Consider the following 22,569-nt stretch of genomic DNA (forward strand, 5'->3'; position numbering starts at 1 on the left):
GCAAGGAAGCTTTTCTGGAAGTGTAAAGACATTGTCGTGATGACTTTCTTTAATCGTTCAGCTTGATAGAATAGATTTCTTGCGCTGATGAGGTTAGTTCAGCTCGGCTTAATACTATTTAAAGCCATTTTAGGTACTAAAAAGGACAGTTTGCATGACAGACTCAGGCTTCCGACTTAAAGGAAGTGTCGTTACGACAGTTTTGCTAGAAATTCAAACCTTCTCATTAGATGATATTGTTTTTCATCTAAAAGAAAAAATTGATCAGGTGCCTCATTTTTTCAATCAGGCGCCTATCATTATTGATATTTCGAAAATGAAACGCGGCATCACATTAGAAGAATTTGAAACACTTATTCGATCTGTCAGTGCCCTCGGCCTTGGTGTGATTGGTTGGCGTTGCGACCCAGAAGGCTTGCCAGTATGGAATGCCTCTGTGACGATTCCGCTTTTGCCTGCCAGTAAAGCGAGACCGATTAATGTTTCTCCTTCCATAAAAGATGAAGCCAGCCCAGATGTTGTTGTGAAAACTGTGGTTGAGGAGCGTTTAGTACCTCAAGCGACGAAAGTTATTTCAAAACCGATACGTTCTGGTCAGCAGGTATATGCAGAAGGGGATTTGATTATTTTGGCTCAAGTAAGCGCTGGAGCGGAAGTATTAGCTGATGGCAATATTCATGTTTACGGTGCTTTACGTGGCCGTGCATTGGCTGGTGTGAAAGGCGATGTTGAAGCTCGAATTTTTTGTAAAAGCATGGAGGCAGAGCTGGTTTCCATTGCGGGTAATTTTATGTTGAGCGATGCGCTTCAAAATATCGTTTGGAAAGACAGCGCGCAAGTGTTATTAGTTGACGATAGCTTAGAAATCGTACCGCTTTAAGGTTCATTTTTCATTTTATTATTTAGATAAGCTCATAACGGGATTATCGGGGGATACAGTATTGGCAAAGATCATAGTAGTCACCTCAGGCAAAGGCGGTGTTGGCAAGACAACATCCAGCGCTGCTATTGGGACTGGTATTGCGTTAAAAGGACATAAAACCGTTATTATTGATTTTGATGTAGGCTTGCGTAATCTGGATTTGATTATGGGTTGCGAACGCCGCGTGGTTTATGATTTTGTAAATGTGATCAATAAAGAAGCGACACTATCGCAAGCTTTAATTAAAGATAAGCGTACGAAAGGGTTGTTCATTCTACCGGCATCACAAACACGAGATAAAGACGCATTAACCATTGAAGGTGTGAAAGAAGTTCTAGACGAGCTTGCTAAGGAATTTGACTATATTATCTGTGATTCTCCTGCCGGTATTGAAAAGGGCGCTCAAATGGCTCTGTATTTTGCTGACGCGGCAATTGTTGTGACGAATCCAGAAGTTTCTTCTGTAAGAGATTCAGACCGTATTTTGGGTATTTTACAAAGTAAGTCTAAACGCGCTGAAGATGGAAAAGAGCCAATAGAAGAACACCTTTTGTTGACGCGTTATCATCCTGGGCGTGTTGCATCGGGGGAAATGTTAAGTGTTTCTGATGTTGAAGACATTTTAGCCATTCCGCTATTGGGTGTTATTCCTGAGTCGGAGGCGGTTCTCAAGGCTTCAAATCAAGGTACTCCCGTCATTTTAGATACTGAATCTGAAGCTGGCTTGGCTTATATGGATGCAGTTGACCGTTTGATGGGCGAGGAGCGTCCATTGCGTTTCTTGGAAGTCCAGAAGAAAGGTTTTATTAAACGTTTGTTAGGAGGTTAGGGTGGGGATTTTCGATTATTTTAAAAGTAAAAACGCACCTAGCTCAGCTTCTGTCGCTAAGGATCGTTTGCAGATTATTGTGGCGCACGAGCGCAGCAAGCGCCATCAACCAGATTATCTGCCGCAGATGCAACAAGAAATCATCGATGTTATTCGTAAGTATGTCAATATCGGTAATGAAGATGTGCAGATACAGCTAGACAACACAGACGACTGCTCAGTACTCGAGTTGAATGTGACGTTACCAGAACAGAGTTAGTGTTCAGTTAGAAATAGTAAAGCGCCAGCAGGACTTTGATATAAGTCATGTCTGGCGTTTTTTTTATTTCAAGTTTAGTAAGAGTGATTATCATTGTTTTACTCGAATTCTGCGTGGGTGTATTATTCGCTCCACTCATTTTTGACTGTTAGAGTAAGATTGAATGCTGCGTTATTTTCTTGGTGTGACAACCATTTCATTATTTATCTCTGCTTGTAGTGAGCCAACACAGGTTGCTGGCCGCGCTGAACTTCATAGTAAGCCGGCTTCAGAGCTTCCTATCGCTTCAACCGACTCTAAAGCTTTGCTAGGATCGCAATTATTTTTTGATACCAGCCTTTCTAAAGAGCGTAATCAGTCTTGTGGAACATGCCATGATATTGCGAATGCCTTTATTGATAAAAGGCAAGATGCACTTTTTGGTGCGGTGTCGCTAGGCAGTGATGGGCATTCTATGGGCGGGCGTAATACGCCTACCGCTGGGTACGCTGCTTTTTCTCCAGCATTCCATCGTATGGCGAATGGTGAATACCGTGGAGGTCAATTTTTAGACGGGCGAGCCTCAGGCTTAGCTCAGCAGGCAGAGGGGCCATTTTTAAACCCTTTGGAAATGGCGATACCCGATGGTGATGCGGTTGTCACTCGAGTTAAAGAGAATGGTCGTTATGAGGGTCTGTTTAATTCTATTTATGGTCAAGGTGTGTTGGACGATCCTATTAAAGGCTATGCGGCGATTACAGATGCTATTGCAAGCTTTGAGAAAACCGCTTTATTCATGCCTTTTGACTCAAAATACGATCGAGCGTTAAGAGGGGAGGAAAAACTAACGCCTCAAGAAGAGCTGGGGAAAACGTTATTTTTCTCTCAGCAGTTTACTAATTGCAACGCATGTCACCAGTTAAATAATTCACCATTAAACCCTCAAGAAACCTTTAGTAATTATGAGTATAGAAATATTGGTGTGCCGGCCAATCAGGCATTGATGGCTTATAATGGCAATAAGAAAGATCTTGGTTTGCTGGATAATCCAAATATTGATGACCCTAATCAGGCAGGTAAGTTTAAGGTGCCTTCTTTACGTAATGTGGCGGTAACTGGGCCTTATATGCACAATGGGGTGTTCAAGGATTTGCGGACCGTTGTGCTTTTTTATGATAAATACAATAATCCTGGCCGCACAATAAACCCTGAAACAGGAAAGGTGTGGGCGGAGCCGGAAGTAACTGAAAATATTGATCTGGTGAATTTAGAAAAGGGTCCGGCTTTGCCGGATCGCCGTGTTGATGCGATTGTCGCTTTCTTAAAAACGCTTACAGATAGGCGTTATGAGGCGTTGCTAAAAGACAAAGAGTAAAGTCTGAAAATACCTTAATTATGGAGATTGGATTCTTTTAAATGGGGTCGTCTCCTTATTGTTTTCATTGATAAAACTGGCCTGTGATTCAAAAATTTATTACATTGACCCTTTGGTTTACTTTGTTGCGCACTTTGCGTGTGCGAAATGAAACATGAAGGATTGTAAAAATGAAATATGTTCCGCTCGGACGAACAGGTTTAGAGGTTTCTAGAGTCTGTTTGGGTACTATGACTTGGGGTACTCAGAATAATCAAAAAGATGCAGATGAGCAGATTGAATATGCGCTGTCCCGCGGTGTGAATTTTATCGATACGGCTGAAATGTATTCTATCCCACCGAATGCAGAATCTTACGGTAAAACAGAGGCCATCATTGGTGACTGGCTATCTCGTCATCCATCACGTCGTGAAGCGTTTATTCTGGCGACTAAGATTGCTGGTCCTGGGCTTGACTATATTCGCGATGGCGGCCCGATTACGGGCGCTGCAATCATTGCATCTGTTGATGCTTCTTTACAGCGCTTACAGACAGATTATATCGATCTGTATCAGCTTCATTGGCCTAATCGCGCCACACCCCATTTCGCAAAACATTTTCCCGGTCAAATTTCTTTTACTGATGTTGATAGTAAAGCCCATTCTGCGCAAATGTTAGATATTTTGCAGGGTATAGATGTTTGTGTGAAAGCGGGAAAAATTCGTCACTTTGGCTTATCGGATGATTCCACTTGGGGAATCAATGAATACATTCGCCTAAGTAATAAGCATGGTTTGCCTCGTGTTGCTTCAATCCAAAATGAATTTAGTTTATTACACACTAAAGATTGGCCGTATTTGATTGAAAATTGTGTGCATGAGGATGTGGCTTACCTGCCATGGTCTGCTTTGGCTGCTGGCGCATTGACAGGAAAGTATCTGGATGGTGCGCGCCCTGAAGGGAGTCGTTGGAGTTATGCTCAGCGTAACGGTATTTTTCGCGATACAGAATTAGTTGATAAAGCGGTGAGGGAATACTTGAGTGTTGCTGACAAGCATAAGCTGACACCTGCTCAGTTAGCGTTAGCATGGTGTGATCAAGTTGACGGTGTGAGTTCTACTATTATCGGTGCAACATCATTGGAGCAGCTCAAAGAAGATATGGACGCATTTGATATGGTTTTGTCTGAAGATGCATTAAAAGACATTATGTCGGTCTTTAAGAAATACCCAGTCCCGTTTTAGTGTTAGCTTTTGTGTTATTTGAAAAGGGCGCTTTTTAAGTGCTTTTTTTGTGTCTAAGTGTTGGTGCTATTTTTAGATAATAAAAAACCCGGTGCGCAAAGCGCATCGGGTTTTTTTAGAAAAAATATAAAACCAGAAATTAATTCCGTTCTTATTTTTCTTTCTTTTCTCTCTCTTTTTTCTCTTTAACGGCTGCTATTACTGTTTCAGCAACGTTAGAAGGGCATGGTAGGTAGTGAGAGAACTCCATAGAGAACTGACCACGACCAGAAGTCATTGTACGTAAAGTACTGATGTAACCAAACATTTCAGAAAGAGGAACGTCTGCTTTGATGCGAACACCAGTCAAGCCTTTTTCTTGGTCTTTGATCATGCCGCGACGACGGTTAAGGTCACCGATTACATCACCAACGTGATCATCAGGAGTGAACACATCAACTTTCATGATAGGTTCGATCAACTGAGGACCAGCTTTTGGAATTGACTGACGGAAAGCGCCTTTAGCGGCGATTTCGAAGGCAATAGCAGAGGAGTCAACAGCATGGAAGCCACCGTCATACAATTGAACTTCAACGTCTAATACAGGGAAGCCTGCTAGAACGCCTTCGGTCATCATAGATTTAAAGCCTTTCTCTACAGCAGGGAAAAACTCTTTTGGTACGTTACCACCCACTACTGAAGAAGAGAACACGAAGCCAGTGCCTGGCTCACCTGGTTTGATGCGGTAATCGATCTTACCGAACTGACCAGAACCACCAGATTGTTTCTTATGTGTATAAGTGTCTTCCACTGCTTTAGTGATGGTTTCACGGTAAGCAACCTGTGGCTGGCCTACGATCAAATCAACACCGTATGTACGTTTCAGGATATCTACTTTGATGTCTAGATGGAGCTCGCCCATACCACGAAGAATTGTTTCACCTGAATCGATGTCAGTTTCAACACGGAATGTTGGATCTTCTGCAACCATTTTACCGATCGCAATACCCATTTTCTCGTTACCGCCTTTGTCTTTCGGCGTAACAGAGATGGAAATTACTGGCTCAGGGAAAACCATTGCTTCTAGTGTGCAAGGGTGTTTAGGATCACAAAGAGTGTGGCCAGTTTGTACGTTTTTCATACCAACGATTGCAAGGATATCACCAGCTTGTGCTGAGCTGATTTCTTTACGGTCATCGGCTTGCATTTCAACCATGCGGCCTACACGTTCTGTTTTGCCTGTGAAGCTGTTTAGGATCGTGTCGCCTTTGTTAAGCGTGCCAGAGTAAACGCGTACGAAAGTCAAGGCGCCAAAACGGTCATCCATGATTTTGAAAGCAAGCGCTTTGAAAGGTTCGCTAGCGTCAACGATCGCTTTTTCACCGTTTGGATTACCTTCTTCGTCCGTAAGATCTTGAGGAATAACATCTGTTGGGCTTGGTAGGTATGAAACAACGGCATCAAGAAGAAGCTGCATGCCTTTGTTTTTGAAAGCAGAACCACAGTACGTTGGGAAGAACGCAAGGTCACGAGTACCTTTACGGACACAACGGTTGATGTCATCGATGGAAGGTTCTTCACCATCCATGTAGGCCATCATGATGTCGTCGTCTTGTTCTACCGCAGTTTCAATAAGTTTTTCACGGTATTCTTCAACTATTTCTTCCATGTCAGCAGGAACGTCTTCTATGCTGTAGTTTTCTGGCTGGCCAGAATCATCCCAGATGTACGCTTTACGCGTTAGAAGGTCAACAACACCAGAGAACTCATCTTCAGTGCCAATAGGAAGAACCATGATTAGCGGGTGAGCACCAAGTACTTTTTGTACTTGTTCAGTTACGCGGTAAAAGCTAGCGCCAAGACGGTCTAGTTTGTTAACGAAGATGATACGAGCAACTTCAGATTCGTTAGCATAGCGCCAGTTAGTTTCTGATTGTGGTTCAACACCACCAGAACCACAGAATACACCAATGCCGCCATCTAGGACTTTAAGAGAACGATATACTTCTACTGTGAAGTCAACGTGTCCAGGTGTGTCGATAACGTTAAAGCGGTGATCTTTCCAGAAACAAGTCACAGCCGCAGACTGAATGGTAATACCACGCTCAGCTTCTTGTTCCATGAAGTCAGTAGTAGATTCACCCTCATGTACTTCACCGATTTTGTGGATCATACCAGTAAGTTTAAGAATACGTTCTGTAGTGGTAGTTTTGCCCGCGTCAACGTGAGCAAAAATACCGATGTTTCTGTATTTTGATAAGTCAGCCATTACATTACTCTAAATAAGTTAGGACGAAATTTGCGCGTTAGTATACAAGACTTTTGGTCACTTGTAGTCAGGTATTTCGCGCTATTCTATTATATTTTATGTAATTAAAGGAAGGGGCAAGATAAAAGCATTTTAGAAATCAGTAATAATTTATCTTACAAGGCGATGAAAATGCACGAAGGGTCGTTAGTCGCGACGCAATTTGTCCGAAATGGCGATGGGGTTGGGGAAATTCAAAATTACAATATAGGTAGACAGTGCAAAGCTTAAAATGGCTGTGGCTTGTATGACATGTGAGGCTTCTATGCCTATCAATCCTATGTTGGCGGCAAGGTAAGCAATTAATAGCGAGAATTCACTCACTTGGCCTAAACGAAAGCCGACTTCCCAAGACGTGCTGGCGTCTTCTTTTATGCCTTTTAAGAGAAATCTAAAAACGACTGGTTTAATCAACATCGAGCCGATTGCCAAGATTAGGGCGGGAACAATGACTAACCCCAGCAAATCAAGATTAAAGCTGGCGCCAATGCTAAAGAAGAACAAAATTAAGAAAAAGTCTCTAAGGGGCTTGAGGTGTGTGGCTATATATTGAGATATTGGGCTGGTTGCCAACGCTACGCCTGCAATGAACGCCCCCATTTCGGCTGATAGACCCGCGCTTTCTGCAAGTACAGCCATCGATAAACACCAGCCAATAGACACTAAGAAAATATACTCATGAAAGCGGTCAAATCGAGTAATAAGCTTCAGTAGAATGTATTTTACAAATAGGAAAGCGCCAGCGATCAATAAGGGTAGGCCGACAACTGGTTTTAGATATTGCAAAACACCATTATTTTCATTGCCAGAGATACTATAAAGAATCAGCAATACTGCGATAGCGATCATATCTTGTAGTAGTAATAAGCCAACAACAAGTTCGCCTGTATGTTTGTGATGTAGAACGGTTGTAGGGAGTAATTTTATGCAGACGATGGTGCTTGAAAACATCATGGCAACACCAACAATTAGGCTCTCAATGGCGCTGTAGCCGCAAAGTATGGCAACACCATAGCCCAAAATGGCAAAAGCAGCTGAGCTGAGTAAGGCAATCCAGGAGGCTTTTTTAAGCATGTTAATTAAATGGCTGGGTTGCATGTCTAAGCCAAGTAAAAAAAGCAAGAAAATGATGCCTATATGGCTCATTTCATCCATGAGCTTAGGTTCATCAATAAGTGATAGAGCAGATGGGCCAAATAGAACGCCAAGAGCAATGTAGGCGATGATCATTGGTTGTTTTGTGTACAACGCAATGGAGGCAACGACAGCTGCTCCTGCAAATATTAAAAAGAAGGAGTGTACTATCGAGGCTTCCATTTTTTCCCTTAGTTAAGACCAAGAACCGGTGTTGTTTTTCTTACGGCGCAACAGTGGTAATAGGGTGCCCAATAGAAGTCCTCCAAAAAGAGTGACAGCACCTAACATAAACCATTTTTGTTCTGTCGTGTCTTGCAACTTTTCTGATTGCGCTATGGCTGTGCTGGCTTGTTGCTTGAGGCTCTCTATTTGGTAGCTTACATCATCATTTTGGGAAACGATGGCTTGTGCCTTTTCTGACAGCTCTGCCGCTATTTGAAGTTGTTTTTTCAAGGATTCGTTTTCATTTTTCAAAGATATATTTGCATTACTTAGCTCTTGAATTTTTTGTTGGCTGACTTTGAGTGTGTCGACTATTTCTGTTCTGCTTTGCGTGCTTTTATTAAGGCGTGTGCGTAATGTGTCTAATTGGTCTCTGGTGACCATGTCTTCACTAAGAAAATAATCAGCAACCCAGCCTTCACTTCCGCTTGGGGTGCGAACTTTGGTATAGCCATCGCTTTGCTCGATGACGTCTAGAGGCGTTCCACTTTTCAAACCCCTTTCTACCGCTCTGGTGCTGTTGTCCAGCCCTTCACGGATGGCAACAAATTGAACGTCAGAAATATACACTGTCGCTGAATGCGCAGTGGCAGAAAGTAGTGCGCCAATAATTAGGCTTGTAATACGTTTTTTAGACACGTTAAGTTCCTTTAACAATCAATCACTTTATCTGTTTAGTACGATAGTCATGAGAGGCTCAATACGCAATAGAAAAGGCCATCGTAATGGCCTTTTCTAGGGATTTAATTGTAAAAATTGTATTTATCGGCGTAAGAATATGGGTCTTGGATCCGAAACATCGCCTTGATAAGCAATTGAAAAAGGCTTGTGTAGAGCAAGCGCCTTTTCAAGATCAACTTCTTCATTAAATTGAAAACTATTAAAACCAACTCGCAAAAGGTAGCCCAGTTGATCTGGAATAAAATGGCCAAGTGCTCTTATTTCGCCTTGATAATTCAGTCTTTCTCTTAATAGGCGGGCATAGCTAAAGCCTCTGCCATCAGTAAAAGCAGGGAAGTTAACGCCGATAACATCAAATTGAGTTAGGTCAACGTCTTGGAGGAATTCGATTCCGTCTCCGGCGTCTAGCCAAATGCCTGCGACACAGCCAATGGTGTCTTTTTCTGATAGCCATTTTTGAGCGGCGATAATGCTATTGGGCGTGACTTTTTGCTCAGGGTCTTGCTGCCAGATAAAGGCGTTGTCAATTATTCCGCCGTTCTTAATTAGCTTTGGCATACGCAGCCTCTTTAAATGGTGTGATGCCAACGCGGCGATAAGTATCAATAAATCGCTCATCTTCAGAGCGATTTTCAACGTAAACATTCATTAATTTTTGAATGACAGTGCTGATTTCTTCTTGAGCAAAAGAGGGCCCTAGAATTTTTCCGATGCTTGCGTCATGACCAGAAGCCCCACCAATGGAGATTTGGTAGAACTCTTCGCCTTTCTTGTCTACGCCTAAAATACCGATGTTACCAACATGGTGGTGTCCACAGGCATTCATGCAGCCGGAAATATTGAGATCAATATTACCTAGGTCAAATAAGTAGTCGAGGTCATTAAATGTTTCTTGAATTTGTTCGGCAATGGGAATGGACTTCGCATTGGCTAATGAGCAAAAGTCGCCACCTGGACAGCAAATCATATCGGTTAGTAAACCAAGCGTTGGTGTGGCAAAGCCGGCTTCTTTGGCTGCTTCCCATAGCTCTACTAACTGTTCTTGACGGACATCGGCAAGTACAAGATTTTGTTCATGGCTTACGCGCAATTCACCAAAACTAAACTTGTCAGAAAGGTCGGCCGCTTTTTGCATTTGGTCTGACGTTGCATCACCTGGTGCTTGTCCTGCTTTTTTGAGCGTCAGCGTCACGATACGATAGCCCGGTTTCTTATGCTCAAATGTATTGCGCTCGTACCAGCGAGCAAAGCCAGCGCTGTCGGCTAGTTTGCTTGATAGAATTTCAGGTTTGTTTTCCAGCGCTGCGTAAGCGGGTTCAGAAAAGAAGCTTGTGAGACGATCAAATTCGCTCATTGGGACGGTGCTTTCTTTGCCCTTTAAATGAGCCCATTCAGCATCAACTCGGTTACGGAACTCTTCGATCCCCAGTGCTTTTACCAGTATTTTGATGCGAGCCTTGTATTTGTTATCACGACGACCTTGCTGATTATAAACGCGAATAATCGCATCTAAATAAGTTAGTAGGTCTTTACGCGGCATGAACTCACAGATTGTCACGCCAACCATGGGTGTACGGCCAAGACCGCCACCGACAATAATTTTAAAACCAATTTCACCAGCATCGTTTTTCTTAATGTGTAGGCCAATGTCGTGAACCTGCGTTGCGGCACGGTCTGCGGATTCCGTTGCGTTTACAGCGATTTTGAATTTTCGCGGGAGGAAAGCAAATTCTGGGTGAAATGTAGACCATTGACGGATCAGCTCACAGTAGGGGCGAGGGTCTACGATCTCATCAGCAATGACGCCGGCGTATTGGTCTGTTGTTGTATTACGGATGCAGTTACCGCTTGTTTGTACAGCGTGCATTTCTACTTGCGCAAGCTCTGCTAAAATATCTGGCACATCTTCAAGTTTTGGCCAGTTTAATTGTAAGTTCTGACGGGTGCTAAAGTGACCGTATGATCTGTCGTAGCGACAGCTGATGTCAGCTAGCTTCCGTAATTGCGTGCTAGAAAGCATTCCGTATGGGATTGCAATGCGTAGCATTGGCGCATAGCGTTGTACATAAAGCCCATTTTGAAGGCGCAACGGTAAAAATTCTTGCTCACTCAATTCTTTGTTTAGGTAGCGGCGTGTTTGGTCGCGAAATTGTGCTACACGCTCGTCAACAAGCTGTTGGTCAATTGCGTCGTATTGATACATAGTGGAATGAACCGTGGTTAATAAGTGTTAGTTGGCTCATCTTAGCAAAGATCCTTTATTCTAAAAATGAATATTTATCTATATCTTTAGGGGTTTTTCTAATAAGGCTTATTTGTGGGGCTCGTTATTTAAGTCGGTAATAAATAGAAAGAGGAAAAATACCCTACTTTTTTACTAGGTCTTTGGCTTTGCTGTTTATCTGCTGTAATATAGCGTTTATTGATCGTTATGTAGATTTAGAAAAGGGTTATTATGAACATTACAATTACGGATAGTGCCCAAGAGTACCTTGCATCTTTGCTTGAAAAACAAGACGTAGAAGGTATTGCCGTGCGAATTTTTATTCAGCAGCCAGGTACACCTTATGCTGAAACGTGTCTTGCTTACTGTCGTCCAGATGAAGTGAATGAGACAGATGAGATTTTAAATTTACCCAAGCTTAAAGTGTATCTTGAGAAAATGTCAGTGGCTTTTTTGGATGAGGCTTTTGTTGACTACGCTACAGAGAAAATGGGTGGTCAATTAACAATTAAAGCACCCAATGCGAAAATGCCAAAAGTGACGGCGGATAGTCCAATTGAAGATCAAATTAATTATGTTCTTTACTCAGATATTAATCCTGGACTAGCGGCTCACGGTGGTGAAGTTAGCCTCCTAGAAGTAATCGACGGTCAAGTGGCGGTGCTAAAATTCGGCGGGGGTTGCCAGGGCTGTAGCGCGGTAGACCTAACTCTTAAAGAAGGTGTTGAGAAAACCTTGATTGAGAAGGTTCCGGGTCTTACTGCCGTTAGGGATTCGACTGATCATACGGTAACAGAAAACGCTTTTATGTAGTTTGTGTTGACGTGTAAAAAAGGGGGAGCCGCTTACAAGCGATTCCCCCTTTTTTATTGGAGCTTAGAGTCTTTACTGGAGTGGTCGCTATCCACGCTGACGTTTTGGCAGTACGTCACGTAACGTATTTGCCATATCTGTCAGTGCTTTTTCGGTTGCTTCCCAGTCAATGCAGGCGTCGGTAATTGATACGCCGTATTCTAGGTCTTTTAGGTTGGTAGGGACTTTTTGATTCCCCCAGCCGATATTACTTTCGATCATCAAGCCCATGATGGAGTTATTGCCATCTAGGATCTGTTGAGTTGAGTCTTCTGCAACCGTTACTTGGCGCTCAGGCTTTTTGCTTGAATTCTCATGAGAGCAATCAACCATGATGTTGTGCATTAATTTCGCAGACGTTAACGCTTCTTCACTTAATGCAATGTTGGCGGCGTCATAGTTTGGTAGGCCGTTGCCGCCACGAAGAACAAGATGGCCATAGCCATTCCCTTTTGTATTTACAATGCTCACTTCTCCGTTTTCATTAATGCCTAGAAAAGAGTGTGGGTGAGAGACGGATTGCATCGCATTGATAGCCACTGTCAGGCCGCCATCGGTTCCGTTTTTAAAGCCAACAGGGCCTGATAATCCTGATGCCATTTCACGATGAGTCTGCGACTCCGTTGTGCGAGCACCAATGGCAGACCAGCTGATCAGATCTTGTATATATTGTGGGGAAATAGGGTCTAGTGCTTCGGTGGCAAGAGGGAGGCCGAGTTCTGATAGGTCAATCAGTAGCTTGCGTCCCACTCTAATACCTTTATCTATATCAAAAGTCCCGTCAAGATTAGGGTCATTGATTAGGCCTTTCCAGCCTACGGTAGTACGTGGCTTTTCAAAATAGGCGCGCATGATAATGTATAGAGTGTCGTCAAGTTTTTCTGCAAGTGCTTTTAAGCGCTTAGCATAATCTAGTGCGGCCTCTGGATCGTGAATGGAGCAAGGCCCAATGACAATTGCTAAGCGATGATCTTTACCATCCATAATGTTTTTTATAATGTCGCGCGATTCTGCAACATGGCCGCTAACGGTTTCGCTTACTGGCAGCTCTTTTTTTAATTGGCTCGGCGTTACCAAAGCGGTAAAAGAGGCAATATTTAGGTCTTCAAGACGTGTGTTGCTCATTACGGGGATTCCTGCTGTCTACTATTAATTATAGCCACTAACAATATCGTGTTTTTATTGTTGAATGAACCGCTAGCCAATCATTTTTTGATTTTTTAGAAGAAAAGATACTTCACACCAAAAGTGAGCAGTGCTATAGCTAAAATAGGCTGCAAAATATGGTTAGGAACGTGGCTGGCGATACGAGTTCCTATATAAATGGTGGGAATGGAGCCAATTAGTAAAGCGGCCAATAATGTGTAGTCCACATTCCCCAAAAACAAATGGCCGACGCCGGCAACTAGTGTGAGTGGCACTGCATGCGCTAGATCTGTACCGACAATATTTCTTGCCCTCATGACAGGAAATAAAATCATCATAATGGCCGTGCCTAAGGCGCCAGCACCAACCGAAGTTAACGTCACTAATATTCCTAGAATAAAGCCGCAAATAAACACGATTCGAATGCCTGTTTTTTCGCTGATATTAAAATTTAATGCTTGGGTGAGCTTTACCCTGAACAAAATGACAGCGGCTGTGAGTACAAGCATTAAGCCTAGTGTGCCAGTCAGTATTTCTTGGTAGTGATCGGGTTTTTCAAACTGAGATAGGGCCCAGACCGTAATAAAAGAGGCTGGTAGGCTGCCTGCTGCCATCGCAAAAACGATTTTCCAATTGACGTTGCCACGTCTTGCATGCATCACCACACCTGTGCTTTTGGCTATACCGGCATACATTAGATCTGTGCCAATGGCTATATAAGGGGGAAAACCAAACATGAGTAGAAGCGGGGTCATAAGTGAGCCGCCACCAACGCCGGTAATACCTACCGCTAAACCAACTGCCGCACCTGCGCAAATGTACCAAAAAAAATCCATTAGTAAGCCATATCGAAGTTATTTAAGCTGGCAACACTAGAGCTTTTTTACTATTCTATAAAGTAATATTTTATTATGTTTTTAACTCTTTTTCGTATAAGGAAAATGATGAAGTTACAGCAGCTTAGGTATATATGGGAAGTGGCGCGTCATGACTTAAATGTTTCAGCGACTGCGCAAAGTTTGTATACGTCCCAACCGGGCGTTAGTAAACAGATTCGACTTTTAGAAGATGAGCTCGGTGTGGAGGTGTTTGCTCGAAGTGGCAAGCATTTGACTCATGTAACGCCGGCGGGTGAAAAGATCATCGCTTTAGCGGGAGAGGTGCTTAGTCAAACGCAAAATATCAAGCGTGTGGCGAAAGAGTTTAGTGATGAGCGCAAAGGTTCTCTTGATATTGCTACCACACATACTCAGGCACGATATGCTTTGCCTAAAGTGATCAATCAGTTCATTGAAGGCTATCCTGATGTGAGTTTGCATATGCATCAAGGAACCCCGATGCAAATTGCTGAAATGGCAAACGATGGTATTGTCGACTTTGCCATTGCTACAGAAGCACTTGAACTATTTGGTAATTTGGTAATGCTGCCGTGTTACACGTGGAATCGATCTGTTGTGGTACCAAAAGATCATCCATTGGCAAAAGTAGGCAAGCTAACATTAGAGAAACTGGCCGAGTATCCAATCGTGACATATGTGTTTGGTTTTACCGGGCGCTCTCAGTTGGATAAGGCGTTTCAAGACGCAGATTTACAACCTAATGTTGTCTTTACTGCTGCAGATTCTGATGTTATTAAAACCTATGTACGGCTTGGGTTGGGTGTGGGTATAGTGGCTTCGATGGCGCACAATGACGTTCAGGATGCGGATTTAGTGGCGTTAGATGCCTCGCACCTCTTTGCTGACAGTTGTACAAAAATAGGCATTCGAAGTAATACTTTTATTCGTGGTTATATGTATAAATTTATCGAATCTTTCGCACCACATCTTACTAAGGATGTGGTAGTGGCTGCAATGGATGCGGGCAATCGACAAGATGTCGAGCTGTTGTTCAAGGATATTGAGCTTCCTCGGTACTGATTTCATGTATTTTAAAAATAAAAAACGCGATATAGAGGAAGACTAGGTCGCGTTTTTTTTGGTATTGAATCTATCAAATTACTTTTTTAACTTTACGGCCATTTCGGCGATGCGTTTTCCTTGTGCCTCACACAGCGCTTTTTCATCATTGGTTAGAGTGTTTTCGCTGGTGCTATTTGCTAGATGGCTTGCGCCATAGGGTGTACCGCCAGCAAGCGTACTAATCAGCTCTTTGTTTTTGTATGGAAGTCCAACCCAAACCATGCCGTGATGCAGCATTGGTGTCATCATGCTGTGAAGGCATTGCTCTTGTCCGCCATGCATGGTGCTTGCGCTGGTGAATCCACACGCGGGTTTGTCTATTAATTGCCCTGTCAGCCACAGTGTCGACGTTTGATCGATGAAGTGCTTGAGCGGTGCGGCCATGCTGCCAAAATAGGATGGAGATCCCATTGCTAGGCCAGAGCAGTCCGCCAACTCTTCTAGTGTGCAGTAGGGGGCGCCGTCGTCAGGTAAAGCAGGGGAGGCGATTTTTGTTGTGTCCGATACGTCAGGAACTTGGCGTATCTTTGCCTCAATGTCGCTCACTTTATTGATGCCACGTGCAATATATTTGGCCATTTCAGAAATAGAGCCGTGTCGACTGTAGAATAAAACCAATATGTATGGCGTGGTGATCATTAAGATCTTCCTTGTTATTTAAATAATGCCAAAACGCCTTCTGGTGGGCGTCCGATGGTGGCTTTGTTGTTGTGTATGACGATAGGACGTTCTATCAATTTTGGGTGGTTGTGCATCGCTTGCAAACGCTCTTCATCGGTCGACTCTTTGTTTAGACCAAGTTCTTTATAGATGTCTTCTTTAGTTCGCATCAGTTCAAGAGGCGGGACTTGCAGTTGAGCGAGTAGTGTTTGCAATTCTTCGATGCTTGGAGAGTCTTGTAAATACAGTCTGATATCAGGGTGGATGTTGTTTTCTTCTAGGAGCTGTAAGGTTTGGCGTGACTTTGAGCAGCGAGGGTTGTGGTAGATAGTGGTCATGTTTGGATCCTATTTAGAAGCTGTTTTTCTATTTTTGGCAAAACACGATAAATGCCTGACGGAAGTTAAGACCATACCGTCAGGCATTTATGTTGTTACTTTTTGCTTAAAATGAAGTCGATTGCGTCTGCAATGACGATGTCTTCGTTCTCACCAGCTTTGCGGTATTTGTATTCTAATGTGCCTTTTTCTAGGCCTTTATCTCCCACAACTAAGCGATGCGGAATACCTAGCAACTCGCAATCAGCGAATTTAACACCTGGGCGTTCTTTGCGGTCGTCTAGTAATACGTCTAAACCTTTTGCTTTAAGTTCTGCGTATAGGCGATCGCATTCGGTACGAACCGCTTCGGATTTGTCGTAGTTCATGGCAATAATGGCGATATCGAATGGTGCGATGCTTTCTGGCCACAAAATGCCTTTTTCATCGAAATTTTGTTCGATGGCTGCTGCAACGATACGAGAAACGCCAATACCATAACAGCCCATGTGCATGACTTGCGCTTTGCCGTTCTCATCTAATACTGTGGCTTTTAGCGCTTCTGCGTATTGTTGGCCAAGTTGAAAAATGTGACCGACTTCGATGCCGCGCTTAATAATAATGGTGCCTTGGCCGTCAGGTGAAGGGTCGCCTTCAACGACGTTGCGGATATCAGCAATTTCAAACTCAGCGCAATCGCGTTCCCAGTTCAAGCCTATGAAATGGTAGTCGTCTTTGTTTGCACCGGCGCAGAAGTCAGACATGATAGCCGCTGAGCGATCAGCAATCACACGAATGCCTTTCTCTTTAAGGCCTTTAGGGCCGATGGAGCCAGGCGCGCAGCCAGTTTTTGTCACAATGTCGCTTTCGTCTGCAAACTCGAAAGGAACAACAAGGCCTGATAGTTTTTCAACTTTGATTTCGTTGATGTTGTGATCACCACGAAGCACAAGTGCGACAATAGTAGGCTGATCGTTTTCGTCTACAGCTTTTACCAACATGGTTTTGACAGTGCTAGTGACATCCATTTTAAGGAATTCAGCAACTTTTTGGATTGTTTTACAATCCGGTGTGAATACTTCTGTTAATGCTTGTGTTGGTGCGTCTGCTTTTTGTTTTAAGCAAACGGCTTCTGCCAATTCTATGTTAGCGGCAAAATCAGAAGAATCACTGAAAGCGATATCATCTTCGCCTGAGTCTGCCAATACATGAAACTCATGAGAGAATGCGCCACCAATGCTGCCTGTGTCTGCGCGTACAGGACGGTAGTCTAGGCCAATGCGGTCAAATACATTGCAGTAAGCTTGATGCATCACGTCGTATGTTTGTTGTAATGACTCTGCGCCGACGTGAAAAGAGTAAGCGTCTTTCATGCAGAACTCGCGAGAGCGCATTACGCCAAAGCGTGGGCGGACTTCATCACGGAATTTGGTTTGAATTTGGAAAAAATTCATTGGAAGTTGCTTGTAGCTGGTTAATTCATTACGCGCAAGTTCAGTGATGACTTCTTCATGAGTTGGGCCAAGGCAATACTCGCGACCGTGGCGATCTTTGAGGCGAAGCAATTCTGCGCCGTATTTCTGCCAGCGTCCTGTTTCTTGCCATAGTTCAGCAGGTTGTACGCCGGGCATCATGACTTCCAAGGAGCCCGCTTTTTCCATTTCGTCACGAACGATGTGTTCGACTTTGCGGAAAACTTTAAGCCCAGTCGGTAGCCAAGTGTATAGGCCTTTTGAAATCTGACGAACCATGCCAGCACGAATCATAAGTTGGTGGCTGGTGACAACCGCATCGGTTGGGGCTTCACGTAAGGTAGAGAATAAATAGTTGCTTGCGCGCATAATAAGTGTCTATTTTTTTAAAAGTTAAATTGCGAAAGTTAATGTTTTTAGCCTGCGAAGCGAGGCTCAATTTGGCCTCTTACACTCGTTTCAAGGGTGAAAATGCCACCGGCTTGAGGAAATTGCTTTAGCTCTTCTTCTGTTTGTGCTCCTCGACAAGTGCTCACGAATAGAGTCTTCATGTCGGGTCCACCAAACGCCACCATGGTTGGATAGGTTGCTGGTACAGAGTGCTCTTCTAAAATCTCGCCTTGAGGGCTGATTTTAACCACGCGTTGACCTTGATAAAGCGCGGACCAGTAATTTCCTTCGATATCAACGGCAGCGCCATCTGGACGACCGTTGCCGTGTGGAAATTGAATAAAAACGCGCTTGTTCGAGGCTGAGCCTGTTTCTAGATCGTAATCAAACTGATAAACCACGTGATTTGGTGTGTCTGAGTAATACATGATGGTGTTGTCTGGCGAGAAGGCCAGGCCATTAGATGTCCAGACAGCTTGGTCTATCAGTGTTTCTTGTCCATTGCTGAATTGATGTAGTGCGCCATTAAATGCGTCTTTAGGAGAGTACATTGTGCCGGCAAAAAAGCGGCCCTTCGCATCGCAACGACCATCGTTAAAACGAGTTGTTTTTTGGTCATAGGTGGCAAGCCAATAAGGTTTTAAATCCGCGGTGAAGTTTTCTAGAGTGTAAACGCCTGAGCGCAACGCAGCAATCACTCCACCATTGTTATCTAAAGAAAAACAACCTATTTCTTCATTAAATGTGCGACTTTCTAGTTTTTTTGATTGAATGTTGTATGCGTGTAATTTGAAAGAATCAATGTCAACAAAATAGAGTGTTTGAGTGCGCTCATCCCAGCGAGGACATTCGGCTAATTTTGCTTGTACATCCAAGGCACATTGCATATCAGTCATGTGGGCTCCAAGTCTCTGAGAGTTTTTAAAAATAGGGTGCTATAGTGCTTATGAAAGCCATTTTTGTAAATAGGAAGATGTAAAGATGTTTGAGTTAAACCCAGCGCTAGATCGAGATTCTATTCTCGTAGGGCACTTTTCTCTGTGCCAACTTCGGATAATTAATGATGCTCAATTTCCTTGGTTTGTACTTGTTCCTCAAAGAAACAATATTACTGAAATTTACCAGTTAGTTGAAGAGGATCGTCAGCAGCTGATGACTGAAAGCTGTTTATTAGCGGAAACGCTGCATGATGCTTTCTCTGCAACCAAACTAAATATTGCCGCTCTTGGCAATCAGGTGCCGCAATTGCATGTCCACCATATTGTTCGTTACAAAACCGATTCGTGTTGGCCTGGCCCTATTTGGGGGGTATTTGATGCAATGCCTTATGAAAAAGAAAACTTGGCTGAAATTTTGCAAAAGGTTCAATCACTACTAAGCGACGATTTAACGTTACCCAGCGATGAGGCTGAACTTTACTATTGAAAAAAGCCTCTAAAGTTTTATTCTATGCTGAGTGAATTTTAGCCAACTGGAAGCATTTTTATGAGCGTACGCAAAAGGAAAAAGGCCATACAGAAAGTTGTTAAACTACTGAATTTATCGACGTCACCTAATGCAAGTGAGTCGGTTATGGCTTTGCGTCATGCTGAATTGTTAATTAGGCAGTATGAGATAGCTCAAAGAGAGTTGCCTATTTTGCAATTGTGCGATCGATCCGCACTTTATCGTGTTAGCTGGGGTGGAGCCGCTCCTAAATATCAAAAAGAAGCAGTGGTGAGGCCATCTACTGATGGTTCGGTTTATAATCGCCGTTTTAGTGAAAAAAACAATGATCCAAATCGAGCGTACGAGTCGGTTCGTACTATTATTGATGATATGAATTTATATGACTCTGGTGTTTCTTTGAAAAATAATGAAAGCACAGATGTGGCAAATCGTTGTGAGAGTAGTGATGGCTCGGTTTTTGGTGTTGACACATCTCGCTTTAATTTTCAAGGTGAGGGTGTTGAGGGGCATTCAAAAGTAGATGTTGATTTGGTTGATGGAAGTGAAATGGCTGCAGAAAATGTACTAGATGAAGCGGGCTCCATGAAAGAGTCCGTTAGGCTTGAAAGTGAGCAGGGTGATGTTTCTGCTTATACGGCTTCCAGTGACAATGTCATTAACGCTACTAAGGCATTTCGTCCAGATAATCATGAATTCACGGAGACACTAAAAACTCAATATGCCACCAGTGACCCTAACGTGCCCTTCTCAGAGGATGGTTATTGGTCAAAAGTATATGAAAAATTAGTCGACTTCGATGAAGCCAAGATTCAAACAGCAATCGATGCATTAGATAAACAATTGTCGTTGGCTCAAGAAAGTCTGCAGCTCAAGAAGAAAAAGCGCTATGAGCATGAACAAAGTGAGGTGCAAGAGCGCACTGAGCGGGCTCGAATAGAGCAAAGTTTTGAGGAGGCCATTGAGCGAGCGTTTCAAGCTAGAGCTAAGTCTTACGAGGCTTGGGAGGATCGTTGTACCAAGGTTCGTATGGCTTGTTTAAGAGATGAGCAGGATGCGGTGCAAGGGTTTGATGCAATCAGTCATGAGTTAGTAAAAAACAAAGAGGCTTATAAGCAGCACCTACAGCAAAAAGAAGATTATCGTGCTGCGAAGATTATGCATGAGTTGCGCCGACATTTAGTGTTGGCTGTTTCTGTTGGTGAGGATGCAACTACGTCTTATGAAAAAGTGATTGAAATTATGGCCGGCAATGGTCTTTCTTTGAAAGATTTAGAGTTTTCTGACATAAAAAATAAGAGTTTGTTTATTCGTCTCCTTGAGCGTGAGTCTGCGCAGATTCCAGATGTTAATGAGAGAGAAAAACATACGGAAGAAATGCTAGATAAATTTTTGGTTTCGAGCTTATCTAAAAAAGAATCGCGCGCGTCGGAGAATCCTATACAGCATATACAGCGTTTATTGATTGCTGCAAATGAGGGTGGCCAGTTTGAGACGCAGAAAAACCTTGAGCAAGTTATTTACTTAATGGACGCAAACGGCATTGGTGTAAGAGATATTGGTTACGGCTTCATAAAAAAATATTCTGTCTTTATTCGCTTAATTAATTGGGAGGCGGAGCGTATCGCTTCATTGCCTGAGAGAGAAAAATTCACGGCTCAAATTTTAGAAGAATATATTCAGCATTCTGTTCAAAAGCCTAAATCCGACAGAGAGCAAAAGGTAAATCGATAGGATTATGGCGTAAGAAAAAAATTCAATAACCCCCTCATTTATTAGATTGATGAGGGGCTTTTTTTTGAAATCCATCTTAAAGGCTTTCTTTGCGCTCCCGCATCTTTTACCATTTCGTTCTTGATTCAATTGTAATTCTCAGCAGGAGAGAAGCATGAGTATTATTAAAGAAGATGATCTGATTGATAGTGTGGCGGACGCATTGCAGTTTATCTCTTATTACCACCCTCTGGACTTTGTCAAAGCTGTGCATGAGGCTTACGAAAAAGAAGAAAGTAAAGCGGCGAAAGATGCCATGGCTCAAATCCTTATTAATTCTAGGATGTGTGCGGAAGGTAAGCGCCCTATTTGCCAAGACACGGGTATAGTTACCGTGTTTATTAAAATTGGTATGAATGTACAGTGGGAGGGCACTCAAAGCGTTGCTGATATGATTAATGAGGGTGTACGTCGTGCGTATCTAAACCCAGATAATGTCTTGCGGGCTTCTATTCTTTCTGATCCTGCAGGTGCCCGTAAAAACACCAAAGACAATACTCCTGCTGTCATTCACATGGAGGTTGTTCCGGGTGATACGGTTGAAGTGCATGTTGCTGCAAAAGGCGGTGGCTCCGAGAATAAATCGAAGCTTGCGATGCTGAACCCTTCAGACGATATTGTTGAATGGGTCAAGAAGACGGTCCCAACAATGGGGGCTGGTTGGTGTCCGCCGGGAATGCTGGGTATTGGTATTGGTGGTACGGCCGAAAAAGCGATGGTTATGGCGAAGGAGTCCTTAATGGATCCTATCGATATTCATGAGCTTAAAAACCGTGGTCCACAGAATCGAGTAGAAGAACTACGTTTGGCAATTTTTGATGCTGTTAATAATTTAGGTATTGGTGCTCAAGGTTTGGGTGGCCTGACAACGGTGCTTGATGTCAAAATTATGGACTATCCAACGCATGCTGCTTCTTTACCTGTTGCGATGATACCAAATTGTGCGGCGACGCGTCATGCGCATTTTGTTTTGGATGGCTCGGGTCCTGCTGATTTGGTTCCACCATCACTTAATGACTGGCCAAAAATCACTTGGGAAATCGGTGAAGATGTTCGTCGTGTAGACCTAAATAGTGTTACGCCAGAGCAAGTGAAAGAATGGCAGCCTGGAGAGACGGTTTTGTTAAGCGGTAAAATGCTCACTGGGCGTGATGCGGCGCATAAGAAAATGGTTGAAATGATCGCCAATGGTGAAGAGTTGCCGGTTGATCTTAAAGGGCGGTTTATTTATTACGTTGGGCCAGTTGATCCAGTGAGAGATGAAGCGGTTGGTCCTGCTGGTCCAACCACAGCCACTCGAATGGATAAATTTACAAGAACCATTCTTGATAAAACGGGCCTGCTTGGCATGATTGGTAAGTCTGAGCGCGGCCCAGTTGCAATTGAAGCGATTAAAGAGTTTGGTGCTGTTTAT

Annotated in this window: 21 protein-coding genes (1 of these 21 cut by a window edge); 10 read left to right on the forward strand and 11 right to left on the reverse strand. The window is 43.3% G+C overall.

The window, feature by feature from the left end; genetic code table 11:
- Nucleotides 1–154: 154 nt before the first annotated feature.
- From minC to M3I01_RS09185, 5 genes are all read left to right on the forward strand, one after another.
- Entirely contained in the window at nt 155–880 is a 726-nt protein-coding gene (gene minC, locus M3I01_RS09165) for a septum site-determining protein MinC (RefSeq protein WP_255895513.1), read from the forward strand.
- Nucleotides 881–941: 61 nt separating this feature from the next.
- Complete coding sequence (minD, locus tag M3I01_RS09170) at nt 942–1,751, forward strand: septum site-determining protein MinD (protein WP_176335493.1); 810 nt, start codon at nt 942–944, stop codon at nt 1,749–1,751.
- Between the two features lies 1 nt (nt 1,752).
- On the forward strand, nt 1,753–2,010 hold the full coding sequence (minE, locus tag M3I01_RS09175; RefSeq protein ID WP_176335492.1) for a cell division topological specificity factor MinE: 258 nt from the start codon (nt 1,753–1,755) through the stop codon (nt 2,008–2,010).
- 163 nt (nt 2,011–2,173) lie between these two features.
- On the forward strand, nt 2,174–3,364 hold the full coding sequence (locus M3I01_RS09180; protein ID WP_255895514.1) for a cytochrome-c peroxidase: 1,191 nt from the start codon (nt 2,174–2,176) through the stop codon (nt 3,362–3,364).
- A 170-nt stretch (nt 3,365–3,534) separates the two neighbouring features.
- Nucleotides 3,535–4,587, forward strand: a complete 1,053-nt coding sequence (locus M3I01_RS09185) for an aldo/keto reductase (RefSeq protein WP_255895515.1) — start codon at nt 3,535–3,537, stop codon at nt 4,585–4,587.
- A gap of 151 nt (nt 4,588–4,738) precedes the next feature.
- Here M3I01_RS09185 and fusA read toward each other — a convergent pair whose 3' ends face one another.
- The 5 genes from fusA to M3I01_RS09210 form a co-directional block, all read right to left on the reverse strand.
- Nucleotides 4,739–6,835 carry an elongation factor G gene (gene fusA, locus M3I01_RS09190; protein WP_255895520.1) on the reverse strand — a complete coding sequence of 699 codons (2,097 nt, stop codon included), beginning with the start codon at nt 6,833–6,835 and terminating at the stop codon, nt 4,739–4,741.
- A 186-nt stretch (nt 6,836–7,021) separates the two neighbouring features.
- Nucleotides 7,022–8,191 (reverse strand): cation:proton antiporter domain-containing protein, encoded by a 1,170-nt coding sequence (locus M3I01_RS09195; RefSeq protein WP_255895521.1) that lies wholly within the window; start codon nt 8,189–8,191, stop codon nt 7,022–7,024.
- 12 nt (nt 8,192–8,203) lie between these two features.
- Complete coding sequence (locus tag M3I01_RS09200; RefSeq protein WP_255895522.1) at nt 8,204–8,872, reverse strand: TIGR04211 family SH3 domain-containing protein; 669 nt, start codon at nt 8,870–8,872, stop codon at nt 8,204–8,206.
- Between the two features lie 123 nt (nt 8,873–8,995).
- Nucleotides 8,996–9,472 (reverse strand): DUF934 domain-containing protein, encoded by a 477-nt coding sequence (locus M3I01_RS09205; protein WP_255895523.1) that lies wholly within the window; start codon nt 9,470–9,472, stop codon nt 8,996–8,998.
- A complete protein-coding gene (locus tag M3I01_RS09210) occupies nt 9,456–11,117 on the reverse strand; it encodes a nitrite/sulfite reductase (protein WP_255895525.1) in 1,662 nt (553 codons plus the stop codon). Before M3I01_RS09210 ends, M3I01_RS09205 begins: the two co-directional genes overlap by 17 nt.
- A 252-nt stretch (nt 11,118–11,369) precedes the next feature.
- Between M3I01_RS09210 and nfuA the strand changes: the two genes are divergently transcribed.
- On the forward strand, nt 11,370–11,951 hold the full coding sequence (gene nfuA, locus M3I01_RS09215; protein WP_176335485.1) for a Fe-S biogenesis protein NfuA: 582 nt from the start codon (nt 11,370–11,372) through the stop codon (nt 11,949–11,951).
- Nucleotides 11,952–12,038: 87 nt separating this feature from the next.
- Here nfuA and M3I01_RS09220 read toward each other — a convergent pair whose 3' ends face one another.
- The gene (locus tag M3I01_RS09220; protein ID WP_255895526.1) at nt 12,039–13,115 is read right to left on the reverse strand and encodes a 3-deoxy-7-phosphoheptulonate synthase; all 1,077 of its coding nucleotides are present in this window, start codon (nt 13,113–13,115) and stop codon (nt 12,039–12,041) included.
- 95 nt (nt 13,116–13,210) lie between these two features.
- A complete protein-coding gene (locus tag M3I01_RS09225) occupies nt 13,211–13,972 on the reverse strand; it encodes a sulfite exporter TauE/SafE family protein (RefSeq protein WP_275565043.1) in 762 nt (253 codons plus the stop codon).
- A 108-nt stretch (nt 13,973–14,080) separates the two neighbouring features.
- On the opposite strand from M3I01_RS09225, the gene cysB reads away from it, so the two are divergent.
- Nucleotides 14,081–15,055: an HTH-type transcriptional regulator CysB gene (cysB, locus tag M3I01_RS09230; RefSeq protein ID WP_255895533.1), complete on the forward strand. Its 975-nt coding sequence runs from the start codon at nt 14,081–14,083 to the stop codon at nt 15,053–15,055.
- Between the two features lie 78 nt (nt 15,056–15,133).
- Here cysB and wrbA read toward each other — a convergent pair whose 3' ends face one another.
- The 4 genes from wrbA to M3I01_RS09250 all read right to left on the reverse strand — a co-directional run bounded on the left by wrbA (nt 15,134) and on the right by M3I01_RS09250 (nt 18,832).
- Nucleotides 15,134–15,736 carry an NAD(P)H:quinone oxidoreductase gene (gene wrbA, locus M3I01_RS09235; RefSeq protein ID WP_255895534.1) on the reverse strand — a complete coding sequence of 201 codons (603 nt, stop codon included), beginning with the start codon at nt 15,734–15,736 and terminating at the stop codon, nt 15,134–15,136.
- Between the two features lie 14 nt (nt 15,737–15,750).
- Entirely contained in the window at nt 15,751–16,095 is a 345-nt protein-coding gene (gene arsC / locus M3I01_RS09240) for an arsenate reductase (glutaredoxin) (RefSeq protein ID WP_255895536.1), read from the reverse strand.
- Nucleotides 16,096–16,190: 95 nt separating this feature from the next.
- Complete coding sequence (locus tag M3I01_RS09245; protein WP_255895537.1) at nt 16,191–17,915, reverse strand: proline--tRNA ligase; 1,725 nt, start codon at nt 17,913–17,915, stop codon at nt 16,191–16,193.
- A 47-nt stretch (nt 17,916–17,962) separates the two neighbouring features.
- On the reverse strand, nt 17,963–18,832 hold the full coding sequence (locus M3I01_RS09250; protein ID WP_255895539.1) for an SMP-30/gluconolactonase/LRE family protein: 870 nt from the start codon (nt 18,830–18,832) through the stop codon (nt 17,963–17,965).
- Nucleotides 18,833–18,917: 85 nt separating this feature from the next.
- On the opposite strand from M3I01_RS09250, the gene M3I01_RS09255 reads away from it, so the two are divergent.
- The 3 genes from M3I01_RS09255 to M3I01_RS09265 all read left to right on the forward strand — a co-directional run.
- Nucleotides 18,918–19,361 (forward strand): HIT domain-containing protein, encoded by a 444-nt coding sequence (locus M3I01_RS09255; protein ID WP_255895540.1) that lies wholly within the window; start codon nt 18,918–18,920, stop codon nt 19,359–19,361.
- A 60-nt stretch (nt 19,362–19,421) separates the two neighbouring features.
- Nucleotides 19,422–21,116 (forward strand): hypothetical protein, encoded by a 1,695-nt coding sequence (locus M3I01_RS09260; protein ID WP_255895542.1) that lies wholly within the window; start codon nt 19,422–19,424, stop codon nt 21,114–21,116.
- Between the two features lie 154 nt (nt 21,117–21,270).
- Nucleotides 21,271–22,569, forward strand: the 5' portion of a protein-coding gene (locus M3I01_RS09265; RefSeq protein WP_255895543.1) for a fumarate hydratase. It continues 219 nt past the right edge of the window; 1,299 of the gene's 1,518 nt are visible here — the first part of the coding sequence; the start codon lies at nt 21,271–21,273; its stop codon lies off the right edge, out of view.

The organism is Marinomonas maritima (genome assembly GCF_024435075.2).
GTDB classification, from domain to species: Bacteria; Pseudomonadota; Gammaproteobacteria; order Pseudomonadales; family Marinomonadaceae; genus Marinomonas; species Marinomonas maritima.

Bases quoted from the DNA above. Each gene is read 5' to 3' on its own strand.
- minC (WP_255895513.1), top strand. From the start codon at position 155: ATGACAGACTCAGGCTTCCGACTTAAAGGAAGTGTCGTTACGACAGTT.
- M3I01_RS09180 (WP_255895514.1), top strand. From the start codon at position 2,174: ATGCTGCGTTATTTTCTTGGTGTGACAACCATTTCATTATTTATCTCT.
- M3I01_RS09185 (WP_255895515.1), top strand. From the start codon at position 3,535: ATGAAATATGTTCCGCTCGGACGAACAGGTTTAGAGGTTTCTAGAGTC.
- fusA (WP_255895520.1), bottom strand. From the start codon at position 6,835: ATGGCTGACTTATCAAAATACAGAAACATCGGTATTTTTGCTCACGTT.
- M3I01_RS09195 (WP_255895521.1), bottom strand. From the start codon at position 8,191: ATGGAAGCCTCGATAGTACACTCCTTCTTTTTAATATTTGCAGGAGCA.
- M3I01_RS09205 (WP_255895523.1), bottom strand. From the start codon at position 9,472: ATGCCAAAGCTAATTAAGAACGGCGGAATAATTGACAACGCCTTTATC.
- M3I01_RS09210 (WP_255895525.1), bottom strand. From the start codon at position 11,117: ATGTATCAATACGACGCAATTGACCAACAGCTTGTTGACGAGCGTGTA.
- nfuA (WP_176335485.1), top strand. From the start codon at position 11,370: ATGAACATTACAATTACGGATAGTGCCCAAGAGTACCTTGCATCTTTG.
- M3I01_RS09220 (WP_255895526.1), bottom strand. From the start codon at position 13,115: ATGAGCAACACACGTCTTGAAGACCTAAATATTGCCTCTTTTACCGCT.
- M3I01_RS09225 (WP_275565043.1), bottom strand. From the start codon at position 13,972: ATGGATTTTTTTTGGTACATTTGCGCAGGTGCGGCAGTTGGTTTAGCG.
- cysB (WP_255895533.1), top strand. From the start codon at position 14,081: ATGAAGTTACAGCAGCTTAGGTATATATGGGAAGTGGCGCGTCATGAC.
- wrbA (WP_255895534.1), bottom strand. From the start codon at position 15,736: ATGATCACCACGCCATACATATTGGTTTTATTCTACAGTCGACACGGC.
- arsC (WP_255895536.1), bottom strand. From the start codon at position 16,095: ATGACCACTATCTACCACAACCCTCGCTGCTCAAAGTCACGCCAAACC.
- M3I01_RS09245 (WP_255895537.1), bottom strand. From the start codon at position 17,915: ATGCGCGCAAGCAACTATTTATTCTCTACCTTACGTGAAGCCCCAACC.
- M3I01_RS09250 (WP_255895539.1), bottom strand. From the start codon at position 18,832: ATGACTGATATGCAATGTGCCTTGGATGTACAAGCAAAATTAGCCGAA.
- M3I01_RS09255 (WP_255895540.1), top strand. From the start codon at position 18,918: ATGTTTGAGTTAAACCCAGCGCTAGATCGAGATTCTATTCTCGTAGGG.
- M3I01_RS09260 (WP_255895542.1), top strand. From the start codon at position 19,422: ATGAGCGTACGCAAAAGGAAAAAGGCCATACAGAAAGTTGTTAAACTA.